We start from the raw sequence: 18,380 nt of genomic DNA on the forward strand, positions 1-18,380 counted from the left end.
GGAACAATCAGTTGCGAGATGCTATATTGTATTCAACAGACGAGAGAGGCGGCTCGCGCTGAGCTGCTTTTTAAGTCGCATGTTCGAATTTACGCTATGGGGTGAATTTCAATGACCAGCAAAAAGACAATGTATGAGAAGATTTGGGACAATCACGTAATCTACCAGGAAGAGGGCAAACCTAGCATTCTGTACATTGACCTGCATCTCGTGCACGAGGTAACCTCCCCGCAGGCCTTTGAAGGCCTGCGTCTCAGCGGGCGCAAAGTTCGCCGTCCGGATCTGACTTTCGCGACGATGGATCATAACGTGCCGACGAAGGACCGTTATAACATTTCGGATCCGATTTCCAAACAGCAAATCGACACACTGTCCAAAAACTGCCGCGATTTCGGCGTGACACTGTACGACTTGGATACGATCGATCAAGGTGTCGTTCACGTCATGGGGCCGGAGCTCGGCCTGACGCATCCGGGCAAGACGATTGTGTGCGGCGACAGCCATACCTCCACTCACGGCGCGTTTGGCGCGCTCGCCTTCGGGATCGGAACGAGCGAAGTGGAGCATGTGCTGGCCACGCAATGTTTGCAGCAAGCGAAAGCGAAGACGCTGGAAGTTCGTTTTGTCGGCAAAAGAAAACAGGGCGTCACCGCGAAGGATATGATCCTCGGCGTTATCGCCAAGTACGGGACGGACTTTGCCACAGGCTACGTCATCGAATATACGGGCGAAGCGATCCGCGAGCTGTCCATGGAAGAGCGCATGACCGTCTGCAACATGTCGATTGAAGCCGGGGCCAGAGCCGGGCTGATCGCGCCGGACGAGACGACGTTCAACTACCTGCGCGGACGGGAGCATGTGCCTCAAGGCGCCGACTACGACCGTGCCGTACAAGAGTGGAAGCAACTGACGACCGATGAAGGCGCGACGTTCGACCGCGTCGTCGAGTTCGATGTCGATTCCCTTATTCCTCAGGTGACTTGGGGAACGAGTCCGGGGATGGGCACCAGCATTACGGACCGCGTGCCGAATCCTGTGGATTTCGCCAGTGACAACGAGCGCAAGGCGGCGGAAAAAGCTTTGGAATATATGGGTCTCACACCGGGAACTCCAATGACCGATATCGCAATCGACTATGTGTTTATCGGTTCCTGCACGAACGGACGGATCGAGGACCTGCGTGCGGCGGCCCAAATCGCCAAAGGCTACAAAGTCTCCGAGAAAGTGACGGCCATCGTCGTCCCCGGATCGGGCCGCGTCAAGATTCAGGCCGAGAAGGAAGGGCTTGACAAAGTGTTTATCGAAGCCGGTTTTGAATGGCGGGATGCCGGATGCAGTATGTGCCTGGCGATGAACCCGGACGTGCTCCAGCCGGGACAGCGCTGCGCATCGACGTCGAACCGCAACTTCGAAGGCCGTCAAGGCCGTGGCGGCAGAACCCATCTCGTATCGCCGGCCATGGCGGCAGCGGCAGCGATTAAAGGCCGTTTCGTCGACGTGCGCGAGTGGAACGTAAAGAGCGAAGAAGCTGTGGGCTAATCAAGCGGAAGAGAGGGGAAACAACCATGGAAGCTTTCAAAAAAATCACGGGTATCGTCGGCCCGGTCGACCGGGTTAACGTCGATACCGATGCAATTATACCGAAACAATTTCTTAAACGGATCGAACGTACCGGGTTTGGCCAGTTTCTATTCTATGAGTGGCGCTTCGATACGGAAGGCAACGTAAACCCGGAATTCGAACTCAACAAGCCGCGCTATCAAGGGGCTTCGGTCCTGATTTCCCGCGTCAACTTCGGCTGCGGCTCCTCGCGGGAGCATGCGCCTTGGGCGATTCTGGATTACGGCTTTCGCTGCGTGATCGCGCCGTCATTTGCCGATATTTTCTATAATAACTGCTTTAAGAACGGCATACTGCCGATCAAGCTGTCCGAGGAGCAGGTTGAGGAATTGTTCCAGCGGACGGCCACGTATGAGGGTTATCAATTGACGGTGGATCTGGAAGAAAAGAAGGTTACCGACAACTATGGCCTGAACATCGATTTTGATCTTGACGAGCATCGCCGGCAATTCCTGCTCCAAGGTTTGGACGATATCGGACTTACGCTGCAGCATGAGGATCTGATCGCCGCTTACGAGAAAAAGAGATTCGCTTAATCGCACCGCTACAAGGCCGCCGCAGGATTCGATAGAATCCCCGGCGGTTTTTGTCTTTCCATGAAAATATAAGTCTATTAGCGGAGCTGATTTTCTGGTATTATGGAAGCAATTAGAAATCCAGGGAAGACAACGGGATGCCTGAAACGTATGCGGCGAAGGTAGAGAGAGGGTTCCGATCTTCGGACGATATGCGTGCATCCGGCAAATAAGGAGAATGAAAGGGATTTTACAATGAAAAAAATCGGGTTTCTCTTGGTCTTTGCGTTTTTCCTGCTGATGCTCCCCTCAGTGAGCATGGCCGCCCAGGGGGGGACGCATATCTACCTGGACGGGGCCGAACTTGAGCAGCCTGCCGATGCCCAGGCCGGGAGCGTGAAAGGCAGCGTCATGGTTCCGCTTCGCGTCATTATTGAAAACCTCGGATATGAGGTGGATTGGGACAAAAAAACCGGCCTTGTGGCCATCCGGCAGGGGAAGCGAAGCTTGCAGTTAACGGTCGGAAGCACCAAAGCCGTCGTGGACGGGAAGGCGATCGAATTATCCGCCGCTCCGGTGGTTCAAGGCGGTTCGACCATGGTCCCTCTTCGCTTTGTGGGAGAGCAGACCGGGCTGAAGGTCAGTTGGAACAACGATAGCAAGTCCGCCTATCTCTATAGTCCGGACGGGGGAGAATCCGTGGGGATTGTTCCCGGACGCACCAGTTCCTCTCCCGAAGAAGAAGCGGCCGGAGACGGAACGTTGACCCCTGTAACCGGAGGCGGCGAACAAACCGATAAATCGACATACATACCGGAATCCCCTCCCGCAAAAGAAGGAGCGACGGTTGATCTTAACGGTATCGGCTTCGGCGAGAATCGGCTGATGATCGCGGTCTCCGACGCGGTGCAGCCGAAGGTGTTCACCATGAGCGGACCCGACAGGCTGGTTGTGGACATTCCGAACGTTGTTTTCTCCGAAGGCTTCAAACAACAGCACCCGCTGAGCGATTCGCTGCAGGGTGAACTGCCCGTAACGGACTACCCGGATGTGTCCAAGATCCGTTACTCCATGTTCGACAACAGCACCTCAACCATACGGATCGTCGTCGACCTGAATAAAGAGGTGCAATATCAGGTTAATAATGAGGGAGACGGATTGCTCGTTGTGGATCTGGCCGCCTCGTCCACCGTTCCCGTCGTTCCGCCGGTGTACAGCGGCAAACCGCTCGTGGTTATTGATCCGGGGCATGGAGGCAAGCAGCCTGGAGCAACCAGTATTACGAATAAGAACGAGAAGGACTTCACGCTTGCTTTGGCTTTAAAAGTGGAGGCTCTGCTGCAGCAGGAATCCGGACTGGATGTCTTAATGACGCGGACCACCGACGTCACCCTGTCCCTGGAAGACCGGGCGAAATTGGCGAACGACAACCAGGCTGCGGTATTTGTATCCATCCATGGCAACAGCTTCGACGGGAAGTCGAGCCCAACGGGAAGCGAAACCTATTATTCCCGGGATGAGAGCCTTCCGCTTGCCAACGTGATGCATAAACATCTGGTTGAAGGAACGGGGCTGCCGGACCGTAAAGTCCGCAAGAAGAGTCTGCATGTGACCCGGGAGACGAAAATGCCCGCGGTTCTGCTGGAAGTGGGTTATCTGAGGCATACAACCGACGAGGCTCTGATGTATTCGGAGGATTTCCAGCAACGTGTGGCCGAGAGCATCGTGGCCGGAATCAAGGAGTATCTGGGACAGTAATGGTAAAATGATATTGGTTTCAGTTATTGAATAGGGGGTCGTACCATGAAAAAAATAGGATTGTCAGCCATGCTGCTGCTGGTGCTGGTTGTGTCGGCCTGCGGGCAAAAGCCCGAGACCGAGCCGAATGCGGCGGAATCGCCGCAAACGGGCGTCACCGCCCCGGGGACGGTGAGTCCGGTAACGGGAAGCGGCGGTGCCCAGGAGGAACCGGGCGACCAGGGAACAGGCAAGCAGCTAGAGGAAACGCCTAAAGCGCTGACTCAGAAGATCAAGGTTTATTATACCGACGATGAGTTGATGGAACTAAAAACGGTCGAGAAAGAAATCGGGTATACGGAGGAGTCCCAAAAGTACAACGAGGCGTTCAAAGCGCTGCAGACCCCGGATGACGGGATGATTTCGCTATGGGATAAAATCACTTTAAACTCGGTCCGGTTTTCGAAAGGCAAGATTACGCTGGATGTTACCATTCCGGACGAAGCACGCCTCGGAGCCGGCGGCGAATCGTTGGCGATCGACGCGCTAAAGCAAACCTTCTTCCAATTTGACGAGGTGAAGGAACTGGAGTTGACCATCGACGGGGAACAGCAGGAATCCATGATGGGACATGTTGAGCTGGAGCACCCGTTCAAGAAGTAATCGGACTATAGACAGTCGTGCCCTGGAGAGAGCTCCGGGGCTCTCTTTTTTTGGTAAGAAAAATAGCATAATTACGCAACTTTTGAGGATTATGGGCGTCTAATATGTCGTCTGGTGGTAGCCGGGATTTTCGCTTTAAACCTGGCGGTCAGAAGGCAAAATTTTAGGATGGTAGGGGTGACGGATGAAAAAAATTGGTTTTTCGGTGTTTATGTTTTTGGCAATGATCTTATTTGTATTTCCGCAAGCGGGACAAGCCGCCGGAGGAAGCACCGGCATTTATCTGGACGGTAAAGAGCTGGAGCTGACCAAGAACGGGCAAGTCCAAAATGTGAATGGAAATGTGATGATACCCATTCGTGTCGTCGTGGAGGAGCTGGGTTTTGACGTCAACTGGGATAAAAAGACGCGCACGGTAACCATACAGCAGTCCGGTACAGAATTGAAATTGGTCGTGGATCAGAGCACGGCCACAGTGAACGGTTCGAAGGTCAAATTGTCCGCGGCCCCTAAATTAGTAAGCGATACTACCCTGGTCCCATTGCGTTTCGTCGGGGAACAAATGGGACTCAAGGTCAGTTGGGACAACGCTAAAAAGGCGGCCTATCTCATTACTCCGAATTCCGGAAGTGGAAATGGAGCCGGTTCCGGTGAAAATACGAGCGGTAACGAAGGCGGGCAGACGGGGGAAGTCCCCGTTCCGAATACCGAGTTGGCGAATGTCGGCGGGATCAGCTTCAGCGAAAACAGACTGATGGTTGCCGTGGACAAAAATGTCCAGCCGACGATTTTTAAAATGAGTGATCCGGATCGCATCGTCATCGATTTGCCGAATACCCGGTTTGCGGATACATTTTCGACCGGGCAAATGCTGGATGCCACCCAGAACGGCTATATTGACGTTACGGAGTATCCGGACGTTTCCAAGGTCAGGTATGCGTTGTTCAACGACGATCCATCGACCATCCGCATTGTTTTGGATATGAACCAGGACAAGAACTATGAATTGATTAACAACAATGACGGATTGATCATTGTGGATTTGAATGTGGATGATTCAACGGGGAATCTGCCCGGCGATGACGGGAAGAAGCTGGTCGTTATCGATGCGGGGCATGGGGGCAAGGACCCGGGGGCGATCGGCGTGACCAAGAAGAAGGAGAAGGATTTCAACCTCGCCGTTGCTTTGAAGGTAGAAGAGCTGCTGAAGCAGGAAACCGAGATTGACTTTGTTTTGACCCGCAGCAGCGACACCTATCCGACACTCCAAGATCGCGTCAAAATCGCGAATGACCTTAACGCCGATCTGTTTATATCCATCCATGCCAATTCGGGCAGCGCTAAGGCCAGCGGGGTGGAGACCTATTATACCCGCTCCGAAAGCCTGGCTTTGGCCAATGTGATGCATAAGTATCTCGTCGAGTCATCCGGACTTAGCGACCGCGGTGTGCGCGCCAAGAGTCTGCACGTCACGCGCGAAACGAAAATGCCGGCTGTTCTGCTGGAATGCGGATATCTCAGCAATAATAATGACAATGCCGTTCTGTTTACGGAAGAATTCCAGGATAGGGTCGCTGCCGGTATCGTGGACGGAATCAAGGAATACGTCGGCTTACACTAATACTACCCGGTAATGAAGGAGGCAACGGCGATGAACACAAAACGATGGACACAACTAGGAATGATCGTTCTCCTGCTTGCATGGAGCACCGGGTGCGGGCAAAAGCCGCAAGCGGCACCCGACGAAAAACCTGGGACGGAGACCCGGCAAGCGGCTTTGAACGAAGCTCCGCAGGATGCTTCCGAAAGCCCGGAGCAGCCGGTGGAACCTCCAAAGGTGAATTCCTCCGGACAAGCGCAGGCCGATTCTGCAGAAAAACAGCGAATCGAGGCCTACTATACGGATGATCAAATGCTCGAATTGAAAACGGTAACCGCCGAAATCACTTATAAAAAGGAACAGGATAAATACTTGGCCGCTCTTCAAACTTTGAAGTCCAGCGGCCAATCCGATATGTTTGCGTTGTGGGAGAAGGCGGAATTCCGTTCGGCGAATTTAAAAGATGGCGTTCTGACCGTCGATATCCATTTACCCGATGAAGCCCGGTTGGGGGCTGGCGGAGAAGCGCTTGCATTGGAGGCGTTGAAACGCACGGTTTTCCAGTTTAAGGAGATTGAGGCTGTCGACCTGCTGGTGGATGGCGATCCGGTTGAAACTTTAATGGGGCACGAGGAACTCGAACATCCGATTCCAAGAAATTAGTCGCTTTTTAAAGGAACCGGAGGGTAGATTGTCGAACTTGGATATGCAGAACTATTTTAAAGGGGAGAATGCAATGTCATCTTATAAACGTACTTTTAGACGCAGCACGAAGAAGGCAGTATCCGCCATGCTTGTAACGGCGATGTGCCTTGGCGGTGCGGGCGCCGTATTTGCGGAGGAAACACCGGCGACCAAAACTTCGCAGTCGACAGCCGCCTCTTTGATTTTCAGTGATGTGACCAATGGATTCTGGGCTGAGAAGCATATAAATAAGCTGGCCGCGCAAGGGATCATCCTCGGGGATGCAGGGAAATTCCGGCCAAGCGACAGCGTAACGCAGCAGGAAGCGATCACGATGGCCATCCGCTTTATGAACCTGGAGTCCAAACTGGGCGCGGGCAGCGGGGCGCCGGCCGAGCTTAAGGTTAGCGGCTATTTCAAGCCTTATCTGGAATTGGCCGTTGAGAAGAAGCTGATTGATAAAGCGGAAGAAGTGAAAGCGACCGGCGCTAAGGAATCCTGGGGCGAGAAGAAAGCTTCGCGCGAGTGGATTGCCAAGTTGATCGTTCGCGCTCTGGGACGTGACGCCGAGGCGAAGGCAGCGGCAGGAGCCTCCACGGGCTTTACGGATCAATCCAGCATTTCCGCCGAGGCCCGCGGGTATGTGAATGTCGCCGTTCAGCTCGATCTGACCAAAGGGATCGCGGGCAACAAGTTCGACCCGCAAGGCAAAGTGACGCGGGCGCAATTGGCGACGTTTTTCAGCCGGGGCGGCGAATATGTCACGCCGGGTTATGAGAATGTATACGAAGGTATCGTGACCGAACTGACGGACAATAAGCTGACCTTGTATGCGGACGGGAAATTGAAGAGCTTTAAGCTGGATAACCGTTCCATCTATTTTACCAAGGATTCCGAAACCAAAGTCACCAAGAGTGAGATTAAGCCGTACACAAAGGTGCTGGCAGTGGATAAGGCGGGGGCCGCGGCATACATAGAGGTGCGCGATCCGAAGCAACAGTTGGAGCAAACCGAAGGAACCTTGCTGCGTGCTTTGACGGACAGAAAAAAGCTTTTGATGCTGGTTAACAACGATTCCATGGACATTACTTATGACAATACAACGACCTTTTTGGATCAAAACGGCAATAAAATCAATCCGGAGAACCTGACGAATGACAGTACGGTCGTGGTGCAGCGCGAGACATTTACGTCCGAGAAAAAGCCGGTCATCGTCCAGGTGAAGTCGGCGATCCTCAGCAAATCCGGCAACGGTACGATCGATTCGGTCAGCTTGAAGGAGAAGACGATCAAAATTAAGGACAGTTCCGGGAACGTGGAAACCTTTAAATATGACGCTGACTCCGTGATGGTCTATCAAAATCAGCTGTTGAAGGATGCCGACGAGATTCAAACCGGCGCTTCGGTCAAATACACGGTCGAAAACAGTGTGCTGACCCGGCTCGAAATTACGCAAGGAATAGAGCGGACGGTCAAAGGAACGCTGTTAAGCGTGGAAGGCAATAAACTGCTCAGCTACACAAATTCCTCCGGCGTCGCGGAAATCAAGTCGCTTGCGGACAAGCCGACGATCATTATCAGCGGTATTGCCGAGCCGACGCTAAATGATCTCATTGCCGATGTGGACGGTGGGGACAAGGTCGAACTTACCATCAATGCCGACGATCGAATCACAAAGATCGCGGTAACCGGACGCGAATCGGATCAGCTTACGGGCGTTACCATTATCAATTACGATTCGAAGCTCAAAACGTTAACCGTAATGGATTCGGCCGAGAAGCCTTACGTGTTCGTAATCGATGCGAAAACCAAATACGATTACAACTCCAAGGAGCCGTCCCTGGCGGGATTGGAGTCCTTGCTGGAAAAAGGGCGGAAGATAAATATCCACCATATCGGCTCCAGAGCGATTTCCGTTCAGGTTATGTATAAGTACGAGGGGACTTTTGTGTCCATCAATACGAACACCAAGAAAGTCACGATCCTGAAAGCGGACGGCAAGTCAATCGAAATTCCTTATCAAGGAGTGGAGCCAACGATCGAACTGTACGGAAAAACAAAACCGACGCTAGGGGATATCAAATCCGGGGATCCGGTGGCTGCCGTTCTTTCCGGAAACCAGGATGCGCTGCAAACGCTGGCGGTCAAAAAATCAGTTCAATTCGAAGTTCAGTCGGTCAATACGTCCAACAGCCGAATCCGGGTGGTGGCCGATGGCATCTCCGACGATTTATATGTCGATCAAGCCAAGCTTCTGGGGGAAAACGGATCAGCGATTCGCGTGGCGGATCTTCAGCCGGGACAAACCGTCAACGTGGAATTTACGGGCCGTACCGTCACCACCCTGCAAGTGATTAAGCTGACGCTCGGAAAGATTGCCAGCATTGACGGCTCGACATTGACGATCAAGTCGTTCACCGGGACTCAGGAATCGTACCCGTTGGCCAACGGAGTGAAGGTCATGCGGGGAACTTCGGTAAGCACGGGCGCTACAGGCTTGACGACCTCCGATCATGTCGAAGTCAGCAAAGGCACCGACGGTTCGCTGATGGTCAAGGTTCTGAAGTCGATGGAGCGGAAAATGTCGCGCTACGATGCGAACAGCAAGGAACTTATCGTGTTCAGAGAAGGGCTTGCCGACAGCAACTACCGCTTCTTCGTGACATCGGAGACATATATTCATCAAGGTGACACGACAATATCCGTGCAATCCCTCAAGGAAAATGATAAAATTGTTCTGTATTTCAATGGCGACAAGCTGATTGAAGTGGAAAAACAATAATCGTTTTCGTGAGAATAACCGTCTTGATACGGGATATTTCCCGGTCAAGGCGGTTTTTAAACGTCCTTGGACGATTTAATTCATTGACCCAGAGGTTGGAATCACCGGCGGTTCGTGATCAAAATTCAGATTTTTAGTTACCTTAAAGGGGGTGGGGAAATGAATGCTGCTGGGGTGCGCCATATCCTGGACACCATCGCCGCAATGTTCCCGGATGCGCATTGCGAGCTTAACCACAGCAACGCTTTTGAACTGACCATCGCCGTGCTGTTGTCGGCGCAGTGCACGGATGCTACGGTCAACAAAGTGACGGTCGACTTGTTCCAAAAATACAAGACGCCCGAAGATTACCTTGCCGTCCCGTTGGAAGAATTGGAGCAGGATATTCGCCGCATCGGGCTGTTCCGCAGCAAGGCCAAGCATATTCAGAATCTGTGCCGTATTTTGGTTGAACAATATAACGGTGAGGTTCCCGGCGAGCATGACAAGCTCGTGACCCTGCCGGGCGTCGGCAGAAAGACGGCGAATGTGGTCGTTTCCAATGCCTTCGGGGTGCCTGCCATCGCGGTGGATACCCATGTGGAGCGGGTAAGCAAAAGGCTGGGTTTGGCCAACTGGAACGACTCCGTACTGGAGGTCGAAAAGAAGCTGATGAAGAAGGTCCCCCGCGAGGAGTGGACGATTACGCACCATCGGCTGATATTTTTCGGGAGATATCATTGCAAAGCCCAGAACCCCAACTGTCCGGTTTGCCCGCTGTTGGATGTTTGCCGGGAGGGCAAAAAACGTATGAAAAAGTCACAATCCAGAAATAATAGAGAAGAGTGACAAAACAAGATTACGATAGTAGAGGATGAGATTCCATGAAGTGTATTTCCGTTTATACCGACAATTTTGAATTATTTTCCGATGTTTTTGAAAAAGTGATCGCGATCGATTTACAGGAAAACGATGAGCGTGAGCTTGAAGGCGTCACCGTCAGCGATTCGGGGGAAGTTCCGAAGCATTACCTGGAGCGCATGTCCGTTAAACCTGAAGTGGTGGTTATGCGTGACCGCGATAAGGGCATTACGATTTTGCAGCATGGCAAAGTGTTCGAAATCCTGATTCCTTCGGAAGCGGATAAAATGGAAAGCGAAGCTTCCGTATAAGTTAAAATAGAAAAACGATGGATGGGGACTTTTTCCCCGCCATCGTTTTTTGTTTTTTCCCGTCCTCCCAATCAAATAGATCAAATTTAAAGAAATGGCCTAAGAGGCTTCCATGTCTTTTTCAGGTAGGGTAAAATGAATGTATTTCAAAAGCAGATCCAGATCCCGACAGAAGGGAAGGACTTCCCGGCTCGTCCCTAGAGGGACAGGGAAGAAGGAGTGAAGAATAGTGGAAACGATTACAGACAGGCATAAGGGCTCCCTGATGAACCGTATAGCCGGATTGGAGACCTGGTTCACGGCCCAGGGAGACCGAATCGCCAGAAATGAACTTTTCGACCTGAAGGAAAAATTCGCCTCCGGCCGATTGACGATCGCCTTCTGCGGCCATTTTTCCGCGGGGAAATCCAGTCTGATCAACACGTTATGCGGGAAAACCGTGCTTCCGGCCGGACCTCTCCCGACGACAGCCAATGTGGCTTCGTTACAAAACGGGGCACCCAAGGCGCTGCTGATTCCGTCCGCGAACAGCGGCGGTCATCCGGTCGAGATTCCGCTAAATCAACTGGCTCCCTATTGCCGGGACGGCACCGCTTATGAACGGGTAGCCTTATGGGACGATATCCCGCTGCTCGGTGAGCACGGCGTGCTGCTGGATACCCCCGGCGTTGATTCCGGCGAAGAATCGCATGCGGCCGCGACGAACTCGGCGCTTCATTTGGCGGATGTCGTATTCTATGTGATGGATTACAATCATGTGCTGTCGGAAAGCAATTTGGGGTTTGCCCGGCGTTTGGTCGACTGGGGAAAACCGCTTTATCTGGTCGTAAACCAGATCGACAAGCACCGCGAGCAGGAACTGAGCTTTGAAACTTACCGAAGGTCGGTGGAACAGGCGTTTGAGCTGTGGGGAATTGCCCCGGCCGGGGTCTTTTATATTTCGCTTAAAGATGCGGAACACCCGGAAAATAGGCTGCCGGGATTGAAGCTGACGATTCGGCGGCTTCTGGAGAAACCTGAGCCGCTGCTGGAGTACAGCGTCTCGAGCTCGCTGCACCATAGTGCCGAGCAATATTTAGAGCGTCGAGAGACAGCGGAGGAAGAGGAACTGGATCGCTGGATTCGTGAAGCCGGAGGCCCAGAGGCTGTGGAAACGATTCAAGGGCAGTTGGCCTTGCTGCAGCAGGAGCAGGAAACTCTGGAAAACCGTACGGACTCGCTGCGAAGCGAGTGGACGAAAGAATTGGAGGGCTTGCTGGACAGCGCTTATCTGATGACCCCCGCTCTCCGGGAGGCGGCCGGGCTTTACCTGGAAAGCTTACAGCCGGGGTTCAAGACCGGGTTAATGTTCCATCGCGATAAAACGAAGCGGGAGCAGCAACGGAGGAGCGGCGATTTCCTTGCGAAGCTGAAGGAACAAACCGACGCCCAGGTTGACTGGCATGTCCGCGACCTGCTGCGGAAATGGGGCCGGAGTTTGGAGCTATGGAATCCGGCGTGGGAGAGCCGGATGGAAGAGGCGCTTCCGAAGGCGGAGGAAGCGTGGATCAGCGGGCCGGCCAGGGAGGGCGCAATGCTGTCCGGCGAGTATACGCTCCGCTATACCGCCGATGTCGCGGCCGGCATTACCGGCCGGTACCGCAGGGCAGCCCTTTCCGTGGCGGAAGGGCTGCTCGAAGCCAACGCGCCGCGGCTTGAGGCGGCGCGGGCGGAGTTGGCCGCGCAGCGCGAGGCGCTGCTGGCGCGGTCGGCCGCCGCGGCGCGCGTCACCGCGCTGCGCGCCGCCGCCCGCGAGCGCGCGGCCGAGCTGCGCGCGCTGCTGGGCGCCCCGCCGTCCCTCCCTCCCGGCCTGCTGCCGGAGGTGAGGGACGTGCGGGCCCAGGCGCTGCCGCCGGCGGAGCCGCGGCAGCCGGAGGCCCCGGCGCATGCGCGGGGCCCTGCGCCGGAGCCCGCCGCCGCGCCCGGCGCGGCAGCGGTGCCGCCGGCCGCGGCCGCAGGCCGGCGGCGGCTCACGGCAGCCGCCGCTGCTCTGGAAGCCGCGGCGGAGGCGCTGGCCCCGTACCCGGCCTTCGGGCCCGGGGCCTCGGAGCTGCGCGCGCGTGCGGCCCACTTGCGCGGCGGTCGCTTTACCGTGGCGCTGTTCGGGGCGTTCAGCGCCGGTAAATCGTCCTTCGCCAACGCGCTGCTGGGGGCGAAGGTGCTGCCGGTCTCGCCGCATCCGACGACGGCGGCGATCAACAGGATTCTGGCTCCGACGGACGGCATCGAGCACGGCCAAGCCGTAATTACATTCAAAAGCAGGGACGCCATGCAGTCCGATTTGGCGTACTCTTTTGAGGCGCTGCAGCTCGGTCCCTGGAAGGAGCGGACGTGGAGAAGCGAAGTTAAGAAGCTCCGCGCGGTGGACGTTCCGCCTTCCGGACGGGCGCACTACAGTTTTTTAAAGGCGGCCGACGAAGGGTGGAACGATCACGCTGAACGTCTGGGGAAGCAAGAGATCGCGGGGATGGCGGATTTTGCTTCGTTCGTGGCGGAAGAGAGCAAGGCCTGCTTTGTGGACGGAATGGATCTTTATTATTCCTGCCCGTTGACGGAACAAGGGATTGTCATTGTGGATACGCCGGGGGCGGACTCGATTCATGCCCGCCACACGGGTGTCACCTTTCAATACATGAAAAACTGCGATGCCTTGATTTATGTGACCTACTATAACCATGCGTTTTCGCGGGCCGACCGCCAGTTTCTGGCCCACCTGGGCAGAGTGAAGGGGAACTTTGCGCTCGATAAGATGTTTTTTGTCGTCAATGCCGCCGATTTGGCCGCTTCTCCGGAAGAGCTGGACGCGGTTGTCGGCCATGTCTCGGACGGTCTAAGGACTGCCGGCATCGATCAGCCGCAGATTTTCGCGGTCTCCAGTTTATCGGCCCAGGCCGCCAAGGAGACCGGGGATGCCGGGCTGCTGCATACCAGCGGATTTTCCCGGTTTGAATCCAGGTTTTTCGATTTTCTGGGCAACGAGCTGGCGGGCCTGGCCGTCCTTTCCGCCAAGCGGGAGTTCGAGGCCTTGGGACAGCTTGCCCGGGAATGGAGCCGGTCTTTGCTGCAGAGCCGGGAAGAGCGGAGGAAGCGGCTTGATGAAATCCGCGAAGACTGCAGCTCCTTCGAGGAGGGACTTCGGCAGTTGGCTGCGCTCAACAGAAGCCCGCTGATCCTGCAAGAAGCCGGAGAACTGCTGTTCCATGTCCGGCAGCGGCTGCGGCTGCTGGCGGGGGATCTGTTCCAGGAGTTTTTTCACCCTTCGCTCCTCCAGGAGGACGGTGGGGATTTCCGGCGTAAATTCGCCGCCTCCTTCCGGGGGTGGTTGGCTCAATTGTCCATGGAACTGGAACGCGAGCTTCAAGCCACCTCGTTAAGACTCGAGCGTATATGTGAAGGCTTGCTGGCGACGGACGCCGCGGAGTGGCGGGACAAGACGGAAAGCGCATTAAGGCATGTTCCGGCACTGTCCGATCCCGAGTCGGGACCGTGGGAAACTCCGGAAATCGCGGAAGGAGTTTTGGAGCATCGATTGAAGGCCGATACTTACGCCTCGTACTTTAAGAATCCGAAGTCCTTTTTTGAGGGCGGAGGGAAGCAGAAGCTGCGCGAGGCTTTGGAGCAGCCGCTGGCGGCCGTGCTTAAGGAAGCCGTGGAATCCGCGGGTAGCGAGCTGGGGAATTTTTACGCCACGGAAACGGCCCGACGCTTTGTCCGGCTTGCGGAGCGCTACAAAACCGAATGGAAAGCCTGGGAATCAGGTTTGGCCGATATGGCGGAGGGGGAAAACCGGGAGCAGGATTGGCATGCCGTTATGACTCGGCTCGATCAACTGCTGGATTCATTTAAGTAAGCGGTTTGGACACGTCTGTGGGCCTGATTGGGCTTATGCTCGGGGGTTATTTGCTCCGATCCGGCGAACTAACGATCTGTCTCTTGGCCGCTTTCAGCAACTATATCGGTAACTTTGGGAACCCCATTAACCGCCCGGGCCAAACGTACAATTCATTGCCGGTCGCCATGGCCTTCTCGGAGCGTATCTTTGAGATTATGGATAAGGAGCCAAGCACAGTTTCGATTTTTGTAACTTCTTGTCGAATTTCCACTATCAGTTTTCATCGCCCTATTGCAATATTGGTCGTAAAATATCAAAATAGAGATAGATTCAAGTCTAAGCAAGGGGGATATAGGAACGCATGTGGGGGGCTCCTCTTTCAGAACGCGCCAAAAGTATCATGCTGCTTGGCGGCGGGGAATTAGGCAAGGAGGTTGTCATTGAGGCACAGCGTCTTGGCCTGAAGACAATCGTGGTTGACCGGTATGAGCATGCGCCGGCGATGGGGGTAGCCCATGAAGCTTACTGTATCGACATGCTGGACGAGCAAGCCTTGAAATCGCTGATTGTCCGCATCGCTCCGGATTTGATCGTTCCCGAAATTGAAGCGATTGCGACCCGTGCGCTCGTCGAGCTGGAGCAGGAAGGATTTCGAGTTATCCCGACGGCGCAGGCGGCTCTGTTGACGATGGACCGGGAAGGCATCCGGCGGCTTGCTGCCGAAGAGCTGGGACTGCCGACCGCGGCCTACCGGTTTGCGAACAGCCTGGAGGAGCTGGAGTCCGCGGTGGCGGAAATCGGCCTGCCGTGCGTCATCAAACCGTTGATGAGCTCCTCCGGCAAAGGTCAGAGCGTTTGCCGGAAGCCGGGCGAGGTGGCCGGCTGTTGGAATGCGGCGCTGGAAGGGGCAAGAGCCAAGCAGATGCGCGTCATCGTTGAAGCTTTCGTCCCGTTTACAAGCGAAATCACCCTGCTGACGGTACGGTCATCGTCCGGGACGCTGTTCTGCCCGCCGATCGGCCATATCCAGCGGGATGGAGATTACGTGGAGTCTTGGCAGCCGCATTTTATGAGCGAAGCGCAGCTGAATGAGGCTCAGTCCATCGCTGCGAAGATCACCGGTGCGCTCGGGGGATTTGGTCTGTTCGGAGTGGAACTGTTCATTACGCCGGATCGTATCGTTTTCAGCGAGGTATCGCCAAGGCCGCATGACACAGGGATGGTCACCATGGTGACGCAGGATTTGTCGGAATTTGCGCTGCATGTCCGCGCGATTCTCGGATTGCCGATTCCTTCGGTGGAGCTTTTAACCCCTGGAGCATCGGCTACCTTGAAATCCGACCGGGAAGGGGAAGACTTCCGGATCGGTGGTATCGAGGAGGCTTTAAGCCTGCCGCGTACGCAAGTTCGTATATTTGGCAAGCCGGATTCCAAGCCCGGCAGACGGATGGCCGTCGCGCTTAGCGCGGCCGAAGATGTTGAAACAGCCCGCAGCCGCGCGAAGCAAGCGGCAAGTTTATTAAAGGTGGTTTGGTCCAATTGAGTATTGAGGTTTGTGCTCCGACTTTGGTAATCCGTAGATGTTGCAGTGAAGATGCCCATCATATGCTTCCTTTGATGCGGCAACTGCGCTATCCGACCACGCCGAGCGTGCTTAAGGAGCGCCTTTCTATGCTGGAGGGACATGAGCAGCTCACAAGTCTTGTCGCCGAGCTGGACGGTGCCGTGGTGGGGACCGTTTTTCTGAGACAGCACCAGACACACGATATGCCAAGACCCGTCACCCGTATTACCGCCCTGGTGGTTGACGAGAAGCACCGGGGAACCGGGATCGGCAAACGTCTTCTGCGGGAAGCCGAAAATTGGGGGAAAGAGCGGGGAAGCTCGCAATTGTTCGTCTCCGTGGCCGGGGAGAACAATTTGTCTTCGAAATCGTTTTACGAATGTACGGGATTTTCCTGCATGGGCTACCGCCTGAGCAAGGAACTGAAATAGTCTAGGAACTAAATCGGAAGCGGCGAGGGGAATTCCCTCGCCGCTTCCGTAGTTTTTAGTGAAGCTTAATCCATAACCAAGACTCGGGCGGCTCAGTGCTCCGGCTTTCTCCGAACCGGGATCCAGATCTCGCTCCGATAGTCGGGGTCCGTGGTGTCCGGGTGTTCGTTCCAAAGGATTTCAGGCCCCTCAACGGCTTCGTAATCTGTGGACGGGAACCATTCGGAATAGATGCGGCCCCAGACACTTTGCAGCACATCCGGAAAAGTCCCGACCGCCTCGAAGACGGCCCAAGTGGAAGCCGGCACCTCCAAGGAAGCCAGGTGCTCCGGTCCCTCCAGTGTTGTGGCGGCGCCGATGTAGTGGTCCAGCTCGCCCTGCTCCTCCATCCGGCCGTCCGAAAAATGAGCGGAAGCGCTTATGATCCCCTGGGGGTTCGTATTGGACAGCCGCTTGAGAAGCTTGATCGTTTCCTCATCCAGACTTGCCGCCATTTCGGCAATTTCCGGATTCACGCCATGAAAAATGAGGTTCACCCTCTTTTTTAAGCCGACGATTCGAAAAGCCTCTTTCTCTACCAACCTGTACTTCATTTCATCTCCTCCTTGAACCGTTAGTTGGAAGGTCATCCGCGGATAAGCCTTCAACAAAGATCCCCGGGCTTTGGCTTCCGAAGGAAGAATGCCGTGCATCGCGTGAAACGCTCTTGCGAACGAATCCGGGGAAGCGTAGCCGTACTTCATGGCCACATCGATAATTTTGGCGTTGGAACTGCCAAGCTCCAGTCCGGCGAGCGTCAATCTCCTTCTGCGGATGTACTCCGAAAGCGGGATCCCCGCCAAAAAGGAAAACATTCGCTTGAAATGATACTCCGAGCATTGGGCCAGCCGGGCCGCCTCCTGGTAATCGATCTCCCCGGTGAGCCGACCCTCGATATACCGCATCGCTTCGTTCATAGATTGAAGTGCATCCATCACGTTGACCTCCCTTGTCTTTAAGATTAATGGAAAAGATGTTGCTCCGCCCGACAATCGGTGCACGGTTTTGTGGGATGACGGGAAACGGTCTGCAAACCGCATACGTCATAAAAAAACCGTTAAGCCCTCCATTGAGACGGTTAACGGTTTTTTTCTCGATTGTTAGTCAGGACATTCAGTTGGCGACGTAGTAAGGATGCTGCTCCAGCGCGGTCGAGGCTCCCTGGCGCACGCAGTAGTTGCGCCGGTAAGTTTCCATTTCACCGCGGAACACGAGCTTCAAGGAAGGACAGGTGGTCAGATCGTCGGGAGTCGTCAGTCCAGCCGACTTATTGAGCAGTTTTACCCCGGCCTTCTGGAATACGCTGCATACGAATTGGGAGCAGAAGTAGGCATTCTCTCCGCCCAGTTCCATATTCAACACAATGCCCAGGATGCCGAGAAAATTGTATTTATACAGATCGCCGTTTTCTTCGAACTGCCGGACATAAGCTCTCATTTTATTGTAAGCTTCCAGGTCGACGGTATAGCTGTACACCGCGCAGGTCGCCCGCTCGAATACCCGGGAACGGGCGTTCTCCTTCACGAAGCCGCCGAACATGGGGAGCAGAGGGTGTTTTCGTCCGAAGCTGTACATTTCCCGGAGCCCTGGGTCAAAAGCGATGGAGGCATGGTTATAGGGAGCTTTTGTATAAAAGCCGATCATTTTCGCAACAACTGTATTAGGATTGCTTAGCAGGATATAGATTTGTTTCTCATTTTTCATATTAGGTTTCAACCGCCAT

At 54.7% G+C, this 18,380-nt stretch carries 14 protein-coding genes; 12 read left to right on the plus strand and 2 right to left on the minus strand.

The genetic code is table 11. The features are described 5' to 3' along the window. The first annotated feature begins 111 nt into the window (after positions 1 to 111). The 12 genes from leuC to V4U84_RS10205 all read left to right on the plus strand — a co-directional run bounded on the left by leuC (position 112) and on the right by V4U84_RS10205 (position 16,618). Positions 112 to 1,539, plus strand: a complete 1,428-nt coding sequence (gene leuC / locus V4U84_RS10150) for a 3-isopropylmalate dehydratase large subunit (RefSeq protein WP_334071509.1) — start codon at positions 112 to 114, stop codon at positions 1,537 to 1,539. A 26-nt stretch (positions 1,540 to 1,565) separates the two neighbouring features. Then, the gene (gene leuD / locus V4U84_RS10155; protein ID WP_334071508.1) at positions 1,566 to 2,156 is read left to right on the plus strand and encodes a 3-isopropylmalate dehydratase small subunit; all 591 of its coding nucleotides are present in this window, start codon (positions 1,566 to 1,568) and stop codon (positions 2,154 to 2,156) included. A gap of 234 nt (positions 2,157 to 2,390) precedes the next feature. Continuing rightward, positions 2,391 to 3,893, plus strand: a complete 1,503-nt coding sequence (locus V4U84_RS10160; protein ID WP_334071507.1) for an N-acetylmuramoyl-L-alanine amidase family protein — start codon at positions 2,391 to 2,393, stop codon at positions 3,891 to 3,893. A gap of 45 nt (positions 3,894 to 3,938) precedes the next feature. Then, positions 3,939 to 4,535, plus strand: coding sequence for a GerMN domain-containing protein (locus V4U84_RS10165; protein WP_334071506.1), 597 nt, complete (start codon positions 3,939 to 3,941; stop codon positions 4,533 to 4,535). Between the two features lie 184 nt (positions 4,536 to 4,719). After that, complete coding sequence (locus V4U84_RS10170; protein ID WP_334071505.1) at positions 4,720 to 6,156, plus strand: N-acetylmuramoyl-L-alanine amidase family protein; 1,437 nt, start codon at positions 4,720 to 4,722, stop codon at positions 6,154 to 6,156. Between the two features lie 30 nt (positions 6,157 to 6,186). Continuing rightward, on the plus strand, positions 6,187 to 6,798 hold the full coding sequence (locus V4U84_RS10175) for a GerMN domain-containing protein (protein WP_334071504.1): 612 nt from the start codon (positions 6,187 to 6,189) through the stop codon (positions 6,796 to 6,798). Positions 6,799 to 6,871: 73 nt separating this feature from the next. Next, positions 6,872 to 9,601, plus strand: a complete 2,730-nt coding sequence (locus V4U84_RS10180; RefSeq protein ID WP_334071503.1) for an S-layer homology domain-containing protein — start codon at positions 6,872 to 6,874, stop codon at positions 9,599 to 9,601. Positions 9,602 to 9,760: 159 nt separating this feature from the next. After that, complete coding sequence (nth, locus tag V4U84_RS10185; RefSeq protein WP_334071502.1) at positions 9,761 to 10,429, plus strand: endonuclease III; 669 nt, start codon at positions 9,761 to 9,763, stop codon at positions 10,427 to 10,429. Between the two features lie 35 nt (positions 10,430 to 10,464). Then, positions 10,465 to 10,752, plus strand: coding sequence for an NAD/NADP transhydrogenase alpha subunit (locus V4U84_RS10190; RefSeq protein ID WP_334071501.1), 288 nt, complete (start codon positions 10,465 to 10,467; stop codon positions 10,750 to 10,752). A 229-nt stretch (positions 10,753 to 10,981) separates the two neighbouring features. After that, positions 10,982 to 14,641 (plus strand): dynamin family protein, encoded by a 3,660-nt coding sequence (locus V4U84_RS10195; protein WP_334071500.1) that lies wholly within the window; start codon positions 10,982 to 10,984, stop codon positions 14,639 to 14,641. A gap of 343 nt (positions 14,642 to 14,984) precedes the next feature. Next, entirely contained in the window at positions 14,985 to 16,166 is a 1,182-nt protein-coding gene (purT, locus tag V4U84_RS10200) for a formate-dependent phosphoribosylglycinamide formyltransferase (protein ID WP_334071499.1), read from the plus strand. Positions 16,167 to 16,228: 62 nt separating this feature from the next. Then, positions 16,229 to 16,618: a GNAT family N-acetyltransferase gene (locus tag V4U84_RS10205; protein ID WP_334071498.1), complete on the plus strand. Its 390-nt coding sequence runs from the start codon at positions 16,229 to 16,231 to the stop codon at positions 16,616 to 16,618. 92 nt (positions 16,619 to 16,710) lie between these two features. Here V4U84_RS10205 and V4U84_RS10210 read toward each other — a convergent pair whose 3' ends face one another. Together V4U84_RS10210 and V4U84_RS10215 are read right to left on the minus strand one after the other, a co-directional pair. Then, positions 16,711 to 17,592: an AraC family transcriptional regulator gene (locus tag V4U84_RS10210; protein ID WP_334071496.1), complete on the minus strand. Its 882-nt coding sequence runs from the start codon at positions 17,590 to 17,592 to the stop codon at positions 16,711 to 16,713. Between the two features lie 178 nt (positions 17,593 to 17,770). Beyond that, on the minus strand, positions 17,771 to 18,361 hold the full coding sequence (locus V4U84_RS10215) for a hypothetical protein (protein ID WP_334071495.1): 591 nt from the start codon (positions 18,359 to 18,361) through the stop codon (positions 17,771 to 17,773). Positions 18,362 to 18,380 lie beyond the last annotated feature (19 nt).

Origin of the sequence: Paenibacillus sanfengchensis, from assembly GCF_036864765.1 — a bacterium.
GTDB lineage: Bacteria > Bacillota > Bacilli > Paenibacillales > Paenibacillaceae > Fontibacillus > Fontibacillus sanfengchensis.

Bases quoted from the DNA above. Each gene is read 5' to 3' on its own strand.
- nth (WP_334071502.1), top strand. From the start codon at position 9,761: ATGAATGCTGCTGGGGTGCGCCATATCCTGGACACCATCGCCGCAATG.
- V4U84_RS10160 (WP_334071507.1), top strand. From the start codon at position 2,391: ATGAAAAAAATCGGGTTTCTCTTGGTCTTTGCGTTTTTCCTGCTGATG.
- leuD (WP_334071508.1), top strand. From the start codon at position 1,566: ATGGAAGCTTTCAAAAAAATCACGGGTATCGTCGGCCCGGTCGACCGG.
- leuC (WP_334071509.1), top strand. From the start codon at position 112: ATGACCAGCAAAAAGACAATGTATGAGAAGATTTGGGACAATCACGTA.
- V4U84_RS10215 (WP_334071495.1), bottom strand. From the start codon at position 18,361: ATGAAAAATGAGAAACAAATCTATATCCTGCTAAGCAATCCTAATACA.
- purT (WP_334071499.1), top strand. From the start codon at position 14,985: ATGTGGGGGGCTCCTCTTTCAGAACGCGCCAAAAGTATCATGCTGCTT.
- V4U84_RS10210 (WP_334071496.1), bottom strand. From the start codon at position 17,592: ATGGATGCACTTCAATCTATGAACGAAGCGATGCGGTATATCGAGGGT.
- V4U84_RS10180 (WP_334071503.1), top strand. From the start codon at position 6,872: ATGTCATCTTATAAACGTACTTTTAGACGCAGCACGAAGAAGGCAGTA.
- V4U84_RS10190 (WP_334071501.1), top strand. From the start codon at position 10,465: ATGAAGTGTATTTCCGTTTATACCGACAATTTTGAATTATTTTCCGAT.
- V4U84_RS10170 (WP_334071505.1), top strand. From the start codon at position 4,720: ATGAAAAAAATTGGTTTTTCGGTGTTTATGTTTTTGGCAATGATCTTA.
- V4U84_RS10205 (WP_334071498.1), top strand. From the start codon at position 16,229: ATGCTTCCTTTGATGCGGCAACTGCGCTATCCGACCACGCCGAGCGTG.
- V4U84_RS10175 (WP_334071504.1), top strand. From the start codon at position 6,187: ATGAACACAAAACGATGGACACAACTAGGAATGATCGTTCTCCTGCTT.
- V4U84_RS10165 (WP_334071506.1), top strand. From the start codon at position 3,939: ATGAAAAAAATAGGATTGTCAGCCATGCTGCTGCTGGTGCTGGTTGTG.